Genomic DNA, 15,415 nt, shown 5'->3' on the forward strand with positions numbered 1-15,415 from the left:
CAGCTCGCGACCTGTGCGATGTTCTTGTCATGCGTGCGACCAGAGAGAATCTCGTCGCCGATCACGACGAGGCCCGCAGTCCATATCTTTTCCGGCCTAATTTCTTCCGATGCGCTCATGCCATCGGGTTTAGGCGATTGAATCGGCGCGCGCTACTCCGCAGCTTCGAGTTCCTCGGGTATATGCGCGTTGCCGGCACTGGAGCTCGTGAAGGTGAGCAAACCGTCTTCAATCGGCCCGTCCTTCATCATCTTGCGGTCGAAAACATAGTCCTGATTGAGCCGCCAGGGATAAGCCTTTGCGCTCTTGGGCATGATATCGAGCGCGCGCTGGATATAGCCGGAGGAGAAGTCGAAGATATTGTCCTCTTCGATTGCCGCTTCGGTTTCCGGGGTGAGGAGCGGCGTGGCGAGGTCGCTGCCAGTTTCCTTCATGTGATTGAGCACGCGGCAGATGAAGTCCGAATTGATATCCGCACGCAAGGTCCAGCTCGCATTGAGATAACCGAACACCACCGCGAGGTTGGGCAGGTTCGAGAACATGCAGCCCTTGTAATAATAGCGCTGGCTGAAGTCGACCGGCTCACCCGCAAGGCTGATGGCGATCTTGCCTGCAATCGCCAGACGCAGCCCGGTGGCAGTGACGATGATGTCCGCCTCCAGCAATTCGCCCGACTTCAATCGAACGCCGTTCTTCTCGAACTTTGCAATGTGGCCGGTGTGGACCGATGCCTTGCCTGTGTTCATCGCTTCGAACAAATCGTCGTCGGGCACAAGGCAAAGCCGCTGGTCCCACGGATTGTAGGGCGGAGTGAACGAAGCCTTGTCGTAATTCTTGCCGAGTACCTTCTCGATCCGCTTGTGCAGGTATTGCTTCACCTTCTCGGGCTTGTTGCGCGCCTGTTTGAAGCTGAAGCTCTGCATCTTGATATTCTTGAACCGCGTGATCCGATAGGCGAGTTCGCCAGGCAGGATCTTGCGCAGGAAATTGGCAATGGCGTCCTTCGCAGGACGTGAGAACATCCAGGTCGGCGTGCGCTGGAGCATTGTCACATGCGCGGCCTTTTCAGCCATGGCCGGGACGAGCGTAACCGCGGTCGCGCCCGATCCGACAACCACCACTTTCTTGTCGGCGTAATCCAGGTCTTCGGGCCAGAACTGCGGATGGACCACTGTGCCTTCGAACTCGCTGAAGTCGAAGCCGGCGTCATAGGGATCGTCGTAATCGTAATAGCCCGAGCCGAGATAGAGAAAATTGGCGGTGATCCGCTTGCGCTCGCCGTCTTCCGCCTCGACCGTGACATGCCAGCGCGCTTCGTCCGGGCGGAAATCGGCGGAGATAACCTTGTGCCCGAAGCGGATGTGCCGCCTGATGTCGCGCTCGTCCGCAATACGGTTGAGATAGTCCAGAATTGCGGGAGCGTCAGCGATGGATTTCTCGTGCTTCCACGGCTCGAAGTCGAAGCCCAGCGTATGCATGTCGCTGTCAGAACGGATGCCCGGATAGCGGAACAGGTCCCACGTTCCGCCAATCTGCTCGCGCCGTTCGACAATGCAGAAGCTGTGGCCGGGGGCCTTCATCTTCATATGCGCCCCCATGCCGATGCCGGACAGTCCGGCGCCGACGATCAGCACGTCAAAATCAGGTGGCGTTGCGAGCATGGCTCTCTCCCTTGCTTACACGGATGTAAGCATAGCGGGGCGTGAATTGCGAGTCCCGATTGCGAATTGCAACTTATCCCGCACAAGGACCGGGACGCGGCTCGCCATCCGCTACATGGACCGCGCGATCAGCATCTTCATGATTTCGTTCGATCCGCCGAAGATACGGGTCACGCGGCTGTCGCGAAACATCTTCGCGATCGGATATTCGTTGATATAGCCCCAGCCGCCGTGAAGCTGCAGGCACTTGTCGACCACTTCGCCCTGAAGCTCGGTGAGCCAGTATTTGGCCATCGAAGCCGTGGTGACATCGAGCTCGCCCTTGAGCAGCCTGGCGATGCAATCATTGACGAAAACCTTGGCCGCCGTGCCGCGCGCCTTGAGATCGGCCAGCACGAATTGCGTGTTCTGGAAGTCCCAGATGGTCTTGCCGAAGGCCTTGCGCTGCTTGACATATTCGACGGTGGAATCGAGCGCCTGTTCGATCGTCTTCATTGCGCCGACTGCGATCACCAGCCGTTCCTGCGGAAGCTCGCCCATCAGCTGGTAGAAGCCCCGGCCTTCCTCACCGCCCAGCACGTTCTCGGCCGGAACGAACACATCATCGAAGAAAAGCTCGGACGTGTCGGCCGCATCCTGGCCGATCTTGTCGAGCTTCTTGCCGCGGCGGAATCCCTCTGCGCCTTCGGTCTCGAGGCACATCAGCGATATGCCCTTGGCCCTTTCGTTCGGATCGGTCTTGGCGACGACGATGATGAAATTGGCGAGCTGTCCGGATGAAATGAAGGTCTTCGAGCCATTGAGCCGGTAGCCATTGCCATCCTTGATCGCCGTGGTGGCTACGCTTTGCAGGTCGGAGCCCACGCCCGGTTCGGTCATGGCGATGGCCGAGATCAGCTCGCCCGAAACCAGCTTGGGCAGCCATTTCTTCTTCTGCTCCTCTGTGCCGTGGCGCACGACGTAAGGCAGGATAATGACGTTGTGCAGCGAAGCAGCAAAACCATCGACGCCCTTTTCCGCCTGCTGTTCGAGCACCACAAGGTCGTGCCGGAAATCGCCGCCATGGCCGCCATATTCTTCGGGCACAGTCATGCCGAGCAATCCTGCCGCGCCCGCCTCCAGCCAGAACTCGCGATCGACCTGGCCATTCTCGCGCCATTTCTCGACCCGGCTTTGCGGGGCGTGCTGTTCGTAGAACTTGCCGACCGCATCCTTGTAGATTGCGATCTCCTCGTCCTTCATGAACTCGGGCTCAGGTATGTCGATTACGGGCATGTCTGTGTCCTCTTTGGTGCGTTTGTGTCCCGCACGACCGGCAGTTATTTACCCTTCCAATTGGGTTTGCGCTTCTCCGCGAAGGCGAGCGAACCTTCGCGCGCGTCCTCGCTCATAAAGACCTGAGGCAGCAGTGCAGCCTGTTTGGCCCAGCGTTCGTCCGGGCTCCAGCCGCGCGATTCGACCACGATCTGCTTGGACACGCGCACGGCGACAGGGCCGTTGGCCGTGATCGCATTGGCCAGCTCGATCGCTGCATCGAGTGCAGGGCCATCGGTGACCCGGTTGATGAGGCCAAGCTCATAGGCCCGCTCGGTGCCGATAAATTCGCCCGTCAGCGCCAGCTCCATGGCGATCTTGGGCGGTATCATGTCGGGCAGCTTCATCAGCCCGCCAGCCGCTGCCGCCAGCCCACGCTTGGCCTCCGGGATGCCGAATTTCGAATCCCTGTGGGCAACAATCAGGTCGCAGGAGATCATCAGTTCCATTCCGCCCGCTAGCGCATAGCCTTCGACTGCGGCGATCAACGGTTTCACTGGCCCCTTCTCCGTCAACCCGCCGAAGCCGCGCCCTTCCACGATCGGGCTTTCGCCGCGCAGGAACCCTTTGAGGTCCATGCCCGAACAGAAGGTGCCGCCCGCGCCGGTGATAATGCCGACCCCCAGATTGTCGTCGCTGTCAAGCCGGTCGAGCGCCTCCGCGATTCCTTCGGCTGCAGCCTTGTTCATCGCATTCTTCGCTTCCGGTCGATTGATGGTGATGATCAGGATGCCATCGCGCACTTCGGTCAGCAGTTCTTCGCTCATGCGTTCCTCTCTCATATTGGCCCGGATCGAGTTGGCCACCAGTTGCCGCCGGGTTCCAACTTATATAACTAGGTCGAACAGCATGTCCACGACACACTAGCAACTCCGGGAAGGATCCAGTTCCATGGCCGAAGCCTATATCATCGATGCAGTGCGGACGCCCCGCGGTATCGGCAAGCAAGGCAAGGGAGCATTGGCGACCGAACATCCGCAGCACCTCGCGGCGACGGTGCTCAGGGCGATTGCCGAACGCAACCACCTCGATACCTCGACCGTCGATGACGTGATCTGGTCGGTTTCGACGCAGGAGGGTCTCCAGGGCGGTGACTTGGGCCGCATGGCTGCACTCGATGCGGGCTATGATGTTACCTCCAGCGGGACCACGCTCGACCGGTTCTGCGGCGGTGGGATCACCACAGTGAATCTCGCGGCCGCGCAAGTGATGAGCGGGATGGAGGACTGCATCGTGGCTGGCGGTACGGAGATGATGAGCCTGACCGCGGCGATGACGAAGGACAAGATGCAGGCCGGCCTCAAGCCACCAATGATGGGCAGCTATAACCAACGCCTGCAACGGGTCCATCCGCAAAGCCACCAGGGCATTTGCGGCGATGCCATCGCCAGCATGGAAGGGATCACGCGCGAAGAATTGGACGAAGTCGGCTATCGTAGCCAGCAGCGCGCCGCCCAAGCGATTGCCGAGGGCCGTTTTGCCAAATCGATCGTGCCGGTGGTCGACGATGACGGCAATGTCCTGCTCGACCATGACGAATATCCGCGCCCTCAGACAACCAGGGAAGGGCTGGCACAACTCGAGCCTGCTTTCACCAGGATCGCGGACGTTCCGCTTGACGAGAAGGGCACGACCTTCCGGGGCCTGCTGAACCAGAAGTATCCCGACCTTGAGATCAGGAATTTCCATCATGCCGGCAACAGTTCGGGCGTGGTCGATGGCGCCGCCGCGGTGCTGGTTACGAGCAAGGATTATGCGCAGAAACACGGGCTCAAGCCGCGCGCACGGATCGTCGCCACTGCCAATATGGGCGATGATCCAACGCTGATGCTCAATGCGCCTGTTCCGGCGGCCAGGAAGGTGCTGGAGAAGGCGGGGCTGACGAAGGATGACATCGACCTTTACGAGATCAACGAGGCCTTTGCCGTGGTTGCCGCCAAATTCGTGCGCGACCTTGGGCTCAGTTGGGACAAGGTCAACGTCAACGGCGGCTCGATTGCGCTGGGCCACCCGATTGGTGCGACCGGATCGATCCTGATCGGAACGGTGCTGGACGAGCTGGAGCGGCGCGGCGGGCGCTACGGCCTTGTCACCATGTGCGCAGCGGGCGGCATGGCACCGGCGATCATCATTGAGCGGATCGACGATTTCGTCGACTGAGTTTCGGCAGATGATCCCCGGCAACACACCCGTCATCATTGGAGTGGGGCAGTATTCGGAACGTGTTGGCGAGCCGGGCTATGAAGCGCTGTCCTACATGGACCTCGCCGGGCGCGCACTTCAGGCAGCGATCAAGGATGCCGGGGCAGCGGGCGATGTCGCTGGGTCGATCGATACTCTGGCAGCGATCCGCCAGTTCGAGATTTCGCGGCCGGATTCGCCTTCGCCTTTTGGCCGTACCGACAATCCGCCGAGGTCAATCGCGCAGCGCGTGGGCGCCAATCCCAAGCGGGCAATCCTCGAAAAGACCGGCGGCAATGGCAACCAGCGCCTGGTCGGGGAATTGGCGGCGGAGATTGCCAGCGGAAGAAGCGAAGTCGCCGCAATCGCCGGATCGGAGGCGGTTTCGACCGTCCGCAATTTGCTGGAGAAGGGCGAAAAGCGCGATTGGTCCGAGCATGTTAATGGCGAAATCGAAGACCGCGGATACGGGCTTGAACAGATCATCGAGCGGGAGTTGCTTGCTCACGGTGCTGGCAGGCCGATTGCCGGATATGCCATATTGGAGAACGCACGCCGCAGGCGTCTGGGCCTGTCGCTGGATGAATATCGGCACCATATCGGCGAACTGTTTGCGCCTTTCACCCGGATTGCGGCTAACAATCCGCATTCCGCCTCGCCAGTCGAGCGAAGCGCCGATGAACTGGCGGCTGTGACCGCACGCAACCGGATCGTCGCTGAACCCTATACGCGAATGACCGTATCTCGCGATCAGGTGAACCAGGCTGCAGCCGTGATCATTGCCTCAGCTGCCAAGGCTCGGGAACTGGGCGTCCCGGAAGAGAAATGGGTCTATATTCACGCCGTGACGAGCGTGGAGGAATTGCCCGTGCTGGCACGCCCGGATCTGTCGCGCAGTCCGGCTGCAATCCTCTCGCTGGAATGCGCTCTGAACCTGGTGGGCAGGGAGATGAACGAGATGGCCTATCTCGATTTCTATTCCTGTTTCGCGATCCCGGTGTTCAATGTGATCGACCATTTCAGCATATCGCAGGACGATCGGCGCGGGTTGACGCTGACCGGCGGGCTGCCCTTCTTCGGGGGGGCGGGAAACAATTACTCAACCCATGCCATTGCAGAGGCCGTCGGGAGATGCCGCGCGGATCGCGGGGCCTACGCGCTGGTCGGGGCCAATGGCGGGGTCATGGGCAAGTATGCGACCGGCATCTATTCGACCGAACCGGCCGACTGGAGCGCGAGTCCGCCGTTCAACGAACCCGAGACCGGCGAAGAGGGTATCCCTTACGCCAGCCAGTCCATGGGGCGGGCTACGGTCGAAAGCTATACGATCAATCACGGGCGCGACCGCAGCGACGCGATCTTCATCGGGCGCAATGCAGCCGGTGAGCGCGTGTGCGGAAATGCGGACATGTCGGATGAGCCGACGCGCGCGCTGTTCGAGAGCGGCGATCCTTTCGGCGCGAAGCTCGCCATCACTCAGGACGAACATAGGCGCAATATCGGCCGCCTTGCCTCAATCTGAGGCGTCATCACAGCGGGATCTTGGCTTTTGACAAAATGTCGCAATGGGCGTAAATAGTTACAAACGAAACTATATCGATTCTGCGACCAAGGATTCCGATGCCCGATCTGTTCGAAAACCCCGCCGGCCTCGATGGCTTTGAATTCGTTGAGTTCTGTGCGCCTGAAAAGGGCGTGCTGGAGCCTGTCTTCGAAGCGATGGGATTCGCGCATGTCGCCACTCACCGCTCGAAAGACGCACACCTATGGCGTCAGGGCGGGATCAATCTGATCGCGAATTACGAACCACGCAGCGCGGCCTGGTATTTCGCACGCGAGCACGGCCCCTCGGCCTGCGGCATGGCGTTCCGCGTGCGTGATGCGCACAAGGCCTGGGACCATCTGATGGCGCAAGGCGCAGAGCCCGTGCCGGTCGAAACTGGCCCGATGGAGCTGCGTATCCCCGCCATTCGCGGAATCGGCGGCGCAATCCTCTATCTGGTCGACCGTTATGAGAATGAGCAGGGAGAAGACCTGTCCATCTATGACATCGACTTCGAATATCTCCCGGGCATTGAGAAGCATCCCGAAGGTGCTGGCTTCACGATGATCGATCACCTGACGCACAACGTCTATGGCGGGCGGATGAAATATTGGGCGGACTATTACGAGAGCCTGTTCAACTTCCAGGAAATCCGCTTCTTCGACATCAAAGGCGAATATACCGGCCTCACCTCAAAGGCCCTGACTGCGCCCGATGGCAAAATCCGCATCCCGCTCAATGAAGAGGGTGAAGGTGGCAAGGGCCAGATCGAGGAGTTCCTGCGCCAGTTCAACGGCGAGGGTATCCAGCACATCGCGCTGATCTGTGATGATCTGCTGACGTGCTGGGACAATCTGAAAAAGCTCGGCGTGCCCTTCATGACCGCGCCGCCCGCGACCTATTACGAAATGCTCGACGAGCGCCTGCCCGGCCACGGTGAAGATGTCCGTGAGCTACAGATGCGCGGCATCCTGCTTGATGGCACGACCGAAGGCGGCAAGCCGCGGCTGCTGCTGCAGATCTTTGCCGAGGCGCAGGTCGGCCCGGTGTTCTTCGAGTTCATCCAGCGCAAGGGTGACGACGGCTTCGGCGAAGGCAATTTCAAGGCGCTGTTCGAAAGCATGGAGCGTGACCAGATCAGGCGCGGCGTGCTGGACGTCGATGCGAAGGAACCCGCCGAATGAGCGACAGCCCAGTCAAACTCGCCGGCATCCACCACACCGCCTATCGCTGCAAGGACGCGAAGGAGACGGTAGAGTGGTACGGCCGCGTGCTCGGCATGGATTACACCACTGCCTTTGCCGAGGACCACGTGCCTTCTACTGGCGAGTACGATCCCTACATGCATGTCTTCCTCGACGCGGGGAACGGCAATGTACTGGCTTTCTTCGAATTGCCCAATCAGCCGGAAATGGGCCGAGACGAGAAGACGCCGGCATGGGTCCAGCATCTGGCCTTTCGGGTCGCATCGGAAGAGGAATTGCTGGCCGCCAAGGCGCATATCGAGGCGCAGGGTGTGGACGTGCTCGGCCCGACGCATCACGGCATTTTCAAGTCGATCTATTTCTTCGATCCCAATGGTCACCGGATCGAACTGGCCGCCGATATCGGCACGGACGAGCAATATGCCGAGCTGAAGCGCGTCGCTCCCCTGATGCTGGAGGAATGGAGCCAGACCAAACGTGCGCCCCAGCACGCAGCCTGGCTGCACGAGATCGCCCGCAAGGAACACGGCCACGAAGGCTGAGAGCTGGCAGGTTTTTCCCAAGATATAATGATTCCGGGATTGCATTGTCCCGCAGCCTCGCTCCATTAACTCTGACAATAGATTTTGGGGAGATGCAGGCATGGACCAGCAAGGCGAGAATCCTGACGAAGTGAATGCGCGCGGATATTGGCACGCCAATCTGCGGCTTCTTGGCATATTGATGTCGATCTGGTTCCTGGCCAGCTTCGGCGCGGGAATCCTGTTCCGCCCGTTCCTCGACCAGTTCACAATCGGGGGTTTCCCGCTTGGCTTCTGGTTTGCCCAGCAGGGTTCGATCTACGTCTTCATCGCGCTGATATTCTTCTACACATGGAAGATGCACCGCATCGATCGCGAACACGGCGTGGATGACGATTGAGGGCGGGACGATGGAAACGCAAACACTGATCTACCTCTTCGTCGGCATGAGCTTTGCGCTCTATATCGGTATCGCGATCTGGAGCCGCGCCCGCTCGACCGATGAATTCTACGTTGCTGGCGGCCATGTGAACCCGGTGGTCAACGGTATGGCTACCGCTGCCGACTGGATGAGCGCCGCAAGTTTCATCTCCATGGCAGGGCTGATCGCATTCCTCGGCTATGACGGCTCTGTCTATCTGATGGGCTGGACCGGCGGATATGTGATGCTGGCGCTGTTGCTGGCGCCCTATCTGCGCAAATTCGGCCAGTTCACCGTGCCGGACTTCATTGGCACACGCTACTATTCAAAACTCGCTCGCACGGTAGCGGTGATCTGCCTCATCTTCATCAGCTTCACCTATATTGCAGGGCAGATGCGCGGCGTGGGGATCGTCTTCAGCCGCTTTCTGGAAGTCGACGTTACGGTGGGCGTGCTGATCGGCATGGGTATCGTGTTCATCTATTCCGTGATGGGCGGGATGAAGGGCATCACCTATACCCAGGTGGCGCAATATTGCGTGTTGATGTTCGCCTATCTCGTCCCGGCAATCTTCATTTCGATGCTGATCACCGGCAATCCCGTGCCGCAGTTGGGGCTGGGATCCGTGGTCTCCGATGGGTCGGGCCTGCATGTCCTGGCGAAGCTTGACCGCTCGCTCGTCGACATGGGCTTTCCTGCCTACACTGACGGCAGCAAGTCGATGATAGACGTGTTCTGCATTACCGCCGCGCTGATGATCGGCACAGCGGGCCTGCCGCATGTCATCGTGCGTTTCTTCACCGTGCCCAAGGCGTCGGATGCACGCAAATCGGCTGGCTGGGCGCTGGTCTTCATCGCCATGCTCTACACGACTGCACCTGCGGTGGCTGCTTTCGCGCGAATCAATTTCACCGAAAGCGTGAGCGGCACCGCCTATGCGGAGGCGCCGGCCTGGTTCAAGAACTGGGAAGCCAATGGACTGATCGCCTTTCGCGACAAGAATGGCGACGGGCGAATGCAATATGGGCCGGGCGATCCCTTCGTCGGCGCGCCCGAATATACGCCTGAAGGCGAGGGCAAGTCGGGTGAGCGGCTGCTGGACAATGCCGCGACCGACAATGCGAACGAGGTCTATCTCGATCGCGACATAATGGTGCTCGCCAATCCCGAAATCGCGGCTTTGCCCGGCTGGGTCATCGCATTGGTGGCGGCGGGCGGGTTGGCCGCGGCTCTATCGACCGCTGCGGGCTTGCTATTGGTGATCTCGACCGCGGTAAGCCACGACTTGCTCCGCCACACCTTCAAACCGGACATTACCGAGAAGGGTGAGCTGCTTGCTGCACGACTCGCCGCCAGCGCCGCTATTGTGGTCGCAGGCATCCTGGGCATCTATCCGCCCGGCTGGGTGGCACAGGTGGTAGCTTTCGCGTTCGGCCTCGCCGCAGCCTCGCTCTTTCCGGCGATCTTCATGGGCATCTTCACCAAGAGGATGAACCGCGAAGGCGCGATCGCCGGCATGATCTCGGGACTCGGTTTCACCTTCCTCTATATCGCCTGGTTCAAACTATGGGCGCCGGATGCCAACACGCCCGAGAACTGGCTGTTTGGGATTTCGCCCGAAGGGATCGGAGTGATCGGCATGCTTATCAATTTCGCGGTGGCGATCGCAGTGGCGCGGCTCACTGCCCGACCGCCTGCGGAGATCGATGCGCTGGTCGAGAGTATCCGCGTGCCGCGCGGCGCGGGCGGAGCGACGCATCACTAGATGATATGCTCAAGGCAGGATTGCGATCGCCCGGTGCCCCCGATACCACCTCCTCGCGAGTCGGCCGTTTGTTGATCAACTGAGGTTCACTGAGTGTCATTGGAGATTCTTCCACGCCATTTCGTCGAAAAGCCGTGGGGGCAGAGCGATGTTCCCGCTGCTTTCGGCGCGCCTGAGGGCAAGCTGGGCGAGGTCTGGTTCGACCGGGCCGATGCACCTCTTCCGCTGCTGTGCAAATGGTTGTTCACCTCGGAAAAGCTCTCGGTTCAGGTGCATCCCAATGACGAGCAGGCGCGTGCCCGCGGTCTTGCTTCCGGCAAGGAAGAATGCTGGATCGTCACTGAGACTCAGGGCGACGCGCGGCTTGGCATCGGGCTGACGAAGAGCCTGTCACATGAGGAATTGCGCGCCGCCTCGCTTTCGGGCGAGATCGAGGATCTTCTCGACTGGAAACCGGTGAAGCCCGGTGACTGGTTCCATATCGCGCCGGGTACGGTCCATGCGATCGGGGCGGGTGTGCGACTGGTTGAAATCCAGCAGAATGCCGACGTCACCTATCGCCTCTATGACTATGGCCGCCCGCGCGAGCTGCATCTGGACGACGGGATCGCGGTCTCAAACCCGAGCGTTTATGACGGGGCACAAGGGCATCTTTCGCAAGAACCCGGACTGCATCTGCTGTTCGATGGGCCGCATTTTCGCATCTTGCAGGCACAGGGCCCGACGGATCTCGAAAGCCTTGGAGAGCGGCCCTGCTACATCGTTCCGGTCAAGGGCGCGCTTGCAACAGCTGCAGGCGAACTCGAACCAGGCTCGGTCGGATATGGCTCACTGGCAGGGGGCGGCTCAGTTTCGGGAGACAGCATGCTGCTGATTGCCCAGGAAAGCTGAACGCCAGCGCGGTCGGTCTCTGTCGAAAGTCGGTGGCGGAGACGGAGGGATTCGAACCCTCGATACCCGATAGGGTATGGTTCCTTAGCAGGGAACTGGTTTCAGCCACTCACCCACGTCTCCGCACGACGCATCATGGCTGCGAGAGGCGCGCTATAATGATGCGGAGTTAACGCGGCAACCCGTTCTGAGAAAAAAGCGCCTATGCCGCCGGACGAACCGATCCACCTCGCTCAAGACTCGACTCGCCGCATTTTCGATTCGGTTCACCGACGCGCAATTGTGGTTCCCCCAGCAAAGGATTCTTCTTTGGCTGCAGAGGTCCGCAATGGGCCGGAAGGACGGGAAAATGACCGCATATTCGGGTTTCGCAAGATCGGCCGTGCTGGCACTGGCGGGAATGCTCTCCTTCGCAGCCATGCCGCTCGCTGCGCAGGAAGTGGAAACGATCGATCCCGATGCGGCCTATGGCGACGTGATCGATGGCGATCTGGAAGCACCGCAGGAAGCGCAAGCGCAGGCTTCGCCCAGCGAGGAGCTGTCAGCCGATCCCGCATCCGATGACGTCGTGACCTACAGCTCGCAGCCGCCTGCTACAGAATCCGTGGCCGACTGGTCAGAGGAACAGGTGACGGGAACCGAAGAGGCGCAGAATGCCGAAGCCCAGCCCGCGACAGGAGCGCTGGCTGCGAATGCTACGAGCGACACCTATGGCGAAGACGATCTGATCGGTGCTGCCGAGGGCGTGTTTGGCAAGGGCGCCGAAGGGCTTGCGCGGATGATCGAGAAGATGCTGGCCAAACAGGGCGAGCCCAATGCCTATATCGTGGGCCGCGAAGCCGGCGGGGCCTTTGCCGTCGGCGTGCGTTATGGATCGGGCACGCTGCATCACAAAGTCGAAGGCGAGCGCAAGGTCTATTGGACCGGCCCCTCGATCGGATTCGACGTGGGCGCCAATGCGGCCAACACCTTCGTGCTCGTCTATAATCTGTATGACAGCGAAGAACTGTACGAGCGCTATCCCGCCGGGGAAGGGCAAGCCTATGTCGTGGGCGGGCTGACCGCCAGCTATTTGCGCAAGGGCGATGTGGTGCTGATCCCGATCCGCATGGGCGCCGGCCTGCGCCTGGGTGTGAACGCGGGCTATATGAAGTTCTCCAAGAAGCAGCGCTGGCTGCCGTTCTAGGGTTGCAGACCCCTCGGGTACGCATTCTTTGGCCGTGACAAGGCAAAAGCCTGTTGCGGCCTTTCTTCTCTGGATGCATGGGGACGCCGCCATGCTTGAACGACTCGCTCCCCAATCGCCCGATGCGCTGCTTGCGCTGATCAAACTCTATGGCGCCGACGAACGGCCCGACAAGATCGACCTTGGCGTCGGTGTCTATCGCACGGGGCAGGGCGATACGCCCGTCTTCGGCGCGATCAAGGCCGCCGAGCGCAAGCTTGTCGAAGAGCAGGAGACCAAGGCCTACCTCGGTCCTGAGGGCGATATGGGCTTCGTCAACGCGCTCAAGCCCTATATCTTCGGCAAGGACGACCCGACCATGGGCGGCCGGATCCAGGGTATGCAGACCCCTGGCGGCACGGGTGCGGTTCGGCTCGCGGTCGCACTTGCCCAGAAGGCGGGCGTCGAGCGGCTCCACATGGGCACGCCGAGCTGGCCCAACCACGGCCAGATCCTGGCGGACATCGCGCTGGAAGTCGTGCCGTTCAAACATGCATGCCCGGATGGGACCGCCAATGTCGAGGCGCTGCTCGCGGCGATCGAGAGTGCCGGGCCGAACGATTCCGTGCTGCTCCACGCTTGCTGCCACAACCCCACCGGTATCGACTATACCGATGAGGAATGGGACACGATTGCAGAGGCGATCGCGGCAAAGGGCATCTTCCCGATCATCGACGCTGCCTATCAGGGGCTGGGCCAGGGCATGGAAGAAGACGCTTATGGCCTGCGCCGCGTGCTCGGCGCGGTGCCGGAAGCATTCGTCGCCTATAGCTGCGACAAGAACTTCGGCCTCTATCGTGACCGCGTGGGCGCATTCTACGCCATGACCGAAACGCCCGATGGCCTCGATACCGTGTTCAGCAACGCCAATGCGCTGGCGCGTGCAGCATGGTCGATGCCGCCCGATCACGGCGGCGCGGCGGTGCGGCTGATCCTGCGCGATCCCTCGCTGGTTGAGAACTGGCTCGACGAGCTAACCCAGATGCGTGAGCGTATGCGTAAGGTCCGTGGCGTCCTGGCCGATGCCGGAATGGCAGGAAGCGTCGATCTGAGGCCGCTGGGGATCCAGAACGGCCTCTTCGGCATGCTCCCGGTGACGCCCGAACAGGTCAAGCAATTGCGCGAAGATCACGCAATCTACATGGCCGGATCGGGCCGCATCAACATTGCCGGGCTGCACATGGGCAATATCCGCAAGTTCATCGACGCCGTTGCGGCGGTGACTGGCTGACAGGGCAGAGATGCGGTGAACCGCCAGCCCACGCTTGCAAGCGAGCTGGTCGAACTGCGGCCGCTGCGCGAGGAGGACCGTGCGGATTTGGCCCGGATCGCCGGCGACGAGCAGCTGTGGGAACAGCATCCGGTCAAGACCCGCTGGAAGCCGGAAGTCTTCACTCCCTTCTTCAACGAAGCGCTAAGCCATGAGGGCGCTCTGGTGGCAATCGACCGGCCCAGCGGCCGAATAGCGGGCAGCTCGCAATACCGCCCGACTTCGTTCGATGGCAACGCAATCGAAATCGGCTGGACCTTCATTGCCCGCGAGCATTGGGGCAGCGGCTTCAATGCGGAGATGAAGCGGCTGATGCTGCGCCACGCGCTGGAAAGCGTGCCGCGCGTGTTGTTTCGCGTGGGCGCAAGCAATTGGCGCAGCCGCAAGGCGATGGAGAAGATCGGTGGACGACTCACTGATCTTACTCAGGAAGTCGAGCATGGTGGGCAGGTTTTGCGCCATGTGGTGTTCGAGATCACGCGCGAGGATTTTGCCAAGGGGCCACTGAGCTGAGCCGTTCGAGCCGGGGACCGGCCCGGCAAATCCAACAGGATGGAACACATGGAACACGGTCCAAAGGACGAAAACCTTTGGCGGCAATCTGTGCGATTTTAACCGATCAGCGGGCCTGAGGCGACAAGGTGGACAGTTGGAAAGAGCTTCACCGCAAATAACCCGTCGGCACCCAGTAGGAAATGCCCCGGAATGCGGCCGATCCGAACATCATTGATCGACCCATTCGCGGCCTTGGGCAGAAATCATTGGAGCTAAGGCCAAATTCAGGCTGGCCATTGCAGGTGAACGCTGAGCCGCCACCAAAGCCGGAGACCATTCGATGAAATTGCGGGTTGCTGCATTCCTGTTTTCCCTGTCGCCTATCGCCATCGCCGGGCAAGCATATGCGCAAATGACACCCGAGGCCGCTGCTGCCCTGCAACAGCCGATTGCCGTTGAGCGGGACGAGAATGCCACGAGCGTTGTCTTGGTTCCGCACATGGGCAAACTCGCAATCCACGCGAGCCTCAACGGTGTCGAACGCCAGTTCGTGTTCGACACCGGTTCGCCCAGCTTGATCTCGCGCAATCTGGCCGATGAACTCAGTCTCGAAGTCATCGGTACGAACACCGGGCGTGATGCCAACGGCAGGAAAGTCACGACCGACATTGCGATTGTCGATCGGCTGACGATCGGCGGAGTTGCCTTCCGGAATGTGCCGGTCCTGATCGCCGATTTCCAAACCGCCGATCCAGACCGATGCTTCTTCGATGGCGGCGTGATCGGATCGGAAATATTTCCGGGTAGCGTCTGGCACATCGATGCCGAGACGCAGAGGCTACAAATCGCGAAAAGTCTCGAAGAGCTGGGCGATCGGGATGCCGCCGGGACTGCAATCTCCGCCCGCCTCCACGATTTCGGCT

14 protein-coding genes and 1 tRNA gene are annotated in these 15,415 nt (G+C 60.6%); 11 read left to right on the forward strand and 4 right to left on the reverse strand.

Annotation, left to right across the window (positions count from 1 at the left end; translation table 11 throughout):
- Positions 1 to 152: 152 nt before the first annotated feature.
- The 3 genes from ACQY6C_RS14190 to ACQY6C_RS14200 form a co-directional block, all read right to left on the reverse strand.
- Positions 153 to 1,661: a flavin-containing monooxygenase gene (locus tag ACQY6C_RS14190; protein WP_427969844.1), complete on the reverse strand. Its 1,509-nt coding sequence runs from the start codon at positions 1,659 to 1,661 to the stop codon at positions 153 to 155.
- Between the two features lie 111 nt (positions 1,662 to 1,772).
- Positions 1,773 to 2,936 carry an acyl-CoA dehydrogenase family protein gene (locus tag ACQY6C_RS14195; protein ID WP_427969846.1) on the reverse strand — a complete coding sequence of 388 codons (1,164 nt, stop codon included), beginning with the start codon at positions 2,934 to 2,936 and terminating at the stop codon, positions 1,773 to 1,775.
- 44 nt (positions 2,937 to 2,980) lie between these two features.
- Entirely contained in the window at positions 2,981 to 3,742 is a 762-nt protein-coding gene (locus ACQY6C_RS14200; protein WP_427969848.1) for a crotonase/enoyl-CoA hydratase family protein, read from the reverse strand.
- Between the two features lie 124 nt (positions 3,743 to 3,866).
- On the opposite strand from ACQY6C_RS14200, the gene ACQY6C_RS14205 reads away from it, so the two are divergent.
- The 7 genes from ACQY6C_RS14205 to ACQY6C_RS14235 all read left to right on the forward strand — a co-directional run bounded on the left by ACQY6C_RS14205 (position 3,867) and on the right by ACQY6C_RS14235 (position 11,502).
- On the forward strand, positions 3,867 to 5,135 hold the full coding sequence (locus tag ACQY6C_RS14205; protein ID WP_427969850.1) for an acetyl-CoA C-acetyltransferase: 1,269 nt from the start codon (positions 3,867 to 3,869) through the stop codon (positions 5,133 to 5,135).
- Positions 5,136 to 5,145: 10 nt separating this feature from the next.
- Complete coding sequence (locus tag ACQY6C_RS14210; RefSeq protein WP_427969852.1) at positions 5,146 to 6,678, forward strand: acetyl-CoA acetyltransferase; 1,533 nt, start codon at positions 5,146 to 5,148, stop codon at positions 6,676 to 6,678.
- A gap of 98 nt (positions 6,679 to 6,776) precedes the next feature.
- Complete coding sequence (hppD, locus tag ACQY6C_RS14215) at positions 6,777 to 7,883, forward strand: 4-hydroxyphenylpyruvate dioxygenase (protein ID WP_427969854.1); 1,107 nt, start codon at positions 6,777 to 6,779, stop codon at positions 7,881 to 7,883.
- Positions 7,880 to 8,446: a VOC family protein gene (locus tag ACQY6C_RS14220; protein WP_427969856.1), complete on the forward strand. Its 567-nt coding sequence runs from the start codon at positions 7,880 to 7,882 to the stop codon at positions 8,444 to 8,446. Before hppD ends, ACQY6C_RS14220 begins: the two co-directional genes overlap by 4 nt.
- Before the next feature lie 100 nt (positions 8,447 to 8,546).
- Positions 8,547 to 8,825, forward strand: coding sequence for a DUF4212 domain-containing protein (locus ACQY6C_RS14225; protein ID WP_427969858.1), 279 nt, complete (start codon positions 8,547 to 8,549; stop codon positions 8,823 to 8,825).
- Between the two features lie 10 nt (positions 8,826 to 8,835).
- Complete coding sequence (locus tag ACQY6C_RS14230; RefSeq protein WP_427969860.1) at positions 8,836 to 10,611, forward strand: sodium:solute symporter family protein; 1,776 nt, start codon at positions 8,836 to 8,838, stop codon at positions 10,609 to 10,611.
- 93 nt (positions 10,612 to 10,704) lie between these two features.
- The gene (locus ACQY6C_RS14235) at positions 10,705 to 11,502 is read left to right on the forward strand and encodes a class I mannose-6-phosphate isomerase (protein ID WP_427969862.1); all 798 of its coding nucleotides are present in this window, start codon (positions 10,705 to 10,707) and stop codon (positions 11,500 to 11,502) included.
- A gap of 33 nt (positions 11,503 to 11,535) precedes the next feature.
- Here the strand turns inward: ACQY6C_RS14235 and ACQY6C_RS14240 are convergent.
- Positions 11,536 to 11,625, reverse strand: a tRNA-Ser gene (locus tag ACQY6C_RS14240).
- Positions 11,626 to 11,851: 226 nt separating this feature from the next.
- Between ACQY6C_RS14240 and ACQY6C_RS14245 the strand changes: the two genes are divergently transcribed.
- From ACQY6C_RS14245 to ACQY6C_RS14260, 4 genes are all read left to right on the forward strand, one after another.
- Entirely contained in the window at positions 11,852 to 12,688 is an 837-nt protein-coding gene (locus ACQY6C_RS14245) for a DUF1134 domain-containing protein (protein WP_427969864.1), read from the forward strand.
- A 91-nt stretch (positions 12,689 to 12,779) separates the two neighbouring features.
- Complete coding sequence (locus ACQY6C_RS14250; RefSeq protein ID WP_427969866.1) at positions 12,780 to 13,958, forward strand: aromatic amino acid transaminase; 1,179 nt, start codon at positions 12,780 to 12,782, stop codon at positions 13,956 to 13,958.
- 15 nt (positions 13,959 to 13,973) lie between these two features.
- Positions 13,974 to 14,510, forward strand: coding sequence for a GNAT family N-acetyltransferase (locus ACQY6C_RS14255; protein ID WP_427969868.1), 537 nt, complete (start codon positions 13,974 to 13,976; stop codon positions 14,508 to 14,510).
- Positions 14,511 to 14,832: 322 nt separating this feature from the next.
- The coding region (locus tag ACQY6C_RS14260) for a retropepsin-like aspartic protease (RefSeq protein WP_427969870.1) at positions 14,833 to 15,415 on the forward strand (583 nt) is incomplete at its 3' end.

Source organism: Altererythrobacter sp. (genome assembly GCF_050299635.1).
Lineage (GTDB): Bacteria > Pseudomonadota > Alphaproteobacteria > Sphingomonadales > Sphingomonadaceae > Erythrobacter.

Coding starts and splice junctions, on each gene's coding strand:
- ACQY6C_RS14190 (WP_427969844.1), bottom strand. CDS start 1,661: ATGCTCGCAACGCCACCTGATTTTGACGTGCTGATCGTCGGCGCCGGA.
- ACQY6C_RS14195 (WP_427969846.1), bottom strand. CDS start 2,936: ATGCCCGTAATCGACATACCTGAGCCCGAGTTCATGAAGGACGAGGAG.
- ACQY6C_RS14200 (WP_427969848.1), bottom strand. CDS start 3,742: ATGAGCGAAGAACTGCTGACCGAAGTGCGCGATGGCATCCTGATCATC.
- ACQY6C_RS14205 (WP_427969850.1), top strand. CDS start 3,867: ATGGCCGAAGCCTATATCATCGATGCAGTGCGGACGCCCCGCGGTATC.
- ACQY6C_RS14210 (WP_427969852.1), top strand. CDS start 5,146: ATGATCCCCGGCAACACACCCGTCATCATTGGAGTGGGGCAGTATTCG.
- hppD (WP_427969854.1), top strand. CDS start 6,777: ATGCCCGATCTGTTCGAAAACCCCGCCGGCCTCGATGGCTTTGAATTC.
- ACQY6C_RS14220 (WP_427969856.1), top strand. CDS start 7,880: ATGAGCGACAGCCCAGTCAAACTCGCCGGCATCCACCACACCGCCTAT.
- ACQY6C_RS14225 (WP_427969858.1), top strand. CDS start 8,547: ATGGACCAGCAAGGCGAGAATCCTGACGAAGTGAATGCGCGCGGATAT.
- ACQY6C_RS14230 (WP_427969860.1), top strand. CDS start 8,836: ATGGAAACGCAAACACTGATCTACCTCTTCGTCGGCATGAGCTTTGCG.
- ACQY6C_RS14245 (WP_427969864.1), top strand. CDS start 11,852: ATGACCGCATATTCGGGTTTCGCAAGATCGGCCGTGCTGGCACTGGCG.
- ACQY6C_RS14250 (WP_427969866.1), top strand. CDS start 12,780: ATGCTTGAACGACTCGCTCCCCAATCGCCCGATGCGCTGCTTGCGCTG.